Origin of the sequence: Enterococcus viikkiensis, assembly GCF_005405345.1 — a bacterium.
GTDB classification, from domain to species: Bacteria; Bacillota; Bacilli; order Lactobacillales; family Enterococcaceae; genus Enterococcus_A; species Enterococcus_A viikkiensis.
The window spans coordinates 1-1,750 of sequence record NZ_BJDW01000043.1; the positions used below are offsets into that span (position 1 = coordinate 1).

The following is a 1,750-nucleotide window of genomic DNA, read 5'->3' on the forward strand; positions in this document are numbered from 1 at the left end:
ATCGAACACCTTTGGAAGTATTTTTGAGTTACGTAAGTATTGATGATTTGTCTAACTTAATTTGACAATTAAGATAAAAAAAAAGGAGGCCACAGACTTTTTTCTGTTTCCTTCCTTTTTCTATTTTGTCTTTAGCGAATACTTTTAACGATCGAACTAATATATGAAAAATCACTCTCTGTCAAAAAATCATCGACTATTTTTAGATTACTATAAGAATAATTTTTTATTTGATAATTTGCTACTACTAGATCATAATCCTTGAAACTCTCATCTTGTTGAAAGTCGAGAGCCGATCCTCGATAGGCCGTTACTACCACCCGATAATAAAAACGATTTTGAATCAATTCCATCAGCATCTTAGCATGATTTTCACCAGAGTCACTTAACACCAATACCTTAACTTTAGAAGACTGTGCATCTAAGGCGTGAACCAGTCCCGCCCATTCTTTAAATAAAACTGTCAGTACAGCAGAATAAAATTGGCTGAACCAAGGATTCCCACCCGTCCGCTCCATCTGTAAAAGCAGCTGCTGAATGTATTTCGTGAAGTGAGGATACTGAATTTTGGCGTTTCGTGCAAAATAGGCCGCAGAATCAAATAACATCGCTTGCGGAAATGGACAGACTTGATAAGATACATGAATCTGCAATAATTTTTGTAAAAGGCTCTTGCGATTTTCTGCGGATAAAGACAATTCATAGACGCTTATAAGCTCCTCTAAAAAATGTTCCAGCTCGACTAAAGTCTTCTGATAATGACCCTCATGCCGACTAATGAAACAGGTACAAAACAAACTATTAGCCACCTCATAATACCAGTGTTCCGTTACCTCATAAGGGGAATCTTTGATTGTTTGATCTGCCACAGTACGCAACTCTAAAATATTTTCGATCAGTACTTGATCCACAGCCACCTTTTCTTCGTCTGTCAAAACAAAGCCTTGGGAACTCCGTAAAATGACCACTGCTAATAAGTAGCTGCTTTCTAGGACTTCTCGATCATTGTAGGCGATGCCGAAAGAATCATTCGCTACCCGAATAAATTCAATAATTTTATTTCTTTCCAAATCGAAGGGCCACTCATTCAACCCATATTTTTCTAAGAATAACTGAACATAAAAAAAACGTACCCAGCGTTCATTCTGTGCCACTAAACGAAAGGGCCGGCGCTCCAAGACTAGACCACGTTCGCCTAAAACGCGGTCAATTTGTCGCACCATTCGATAAAAAGTTGCTTCACTGATGTATAGTTTGCTGATCCAATATTCTACATCTTCATTTGGATTAAAAAAAATCTGTTCCAAAAAAAGGAAAGCCTCTGATTCTTCCATCAAATTTCGCGCCAACTGTCGCGTCTTATTATGTAACGCATCGTTTAAACGGATGCCTTTCGTGCGTGAATACTCAATGCCAACATGTTCACTCCAGTCATTATTGATTGCTTCAACATCGTATGAAATCGTTTTCAAAGAACAATCTAATAACTCAGCAACCAATTCTGGGTTTTGCCAATCTAATAAATCTCGCAAAATCCCAATGATTGCTAACCGACGTTGTGTAGTATTTTTAAGTAATCGTCGCACAAACAACCCTCCTAAAATAATCGTCACAATGCTTCAAAGTAACTAACCTTTTTTATTTCGTTAGATTATAACAACACTTTATTATTATATCTTAATTGTCAAATTAAGTTAGACAAATCATCAATACTTACGTAACTCAAAAATACTTCCAAAGGTGTTCGATA

At 36.7% G+C, this 1,750-nt stretch carries 1 protein-coding gene; it reads right to left on the bottom strand.

Translation table 11 applies throughout. The features are described 5' to 3' along the window. Nucleotides 1–131 precede the first annotated feature (131 nt). The gene (locus tag FFM67_RS12210) at nt 132–1,586 is read right to left on the bottom strand and encodes an AcpB/EbpR/MafR family transcriptional regulator (RefSeq protein WP_137614811.1); all 1,455 of its coding nucleotides are present in this window, start codon (nt 1,584–1,586) and stop codon (nt 132–134) included. Nucleotides 1,587–1,750 lie beyond the last annotated feature (164 nt).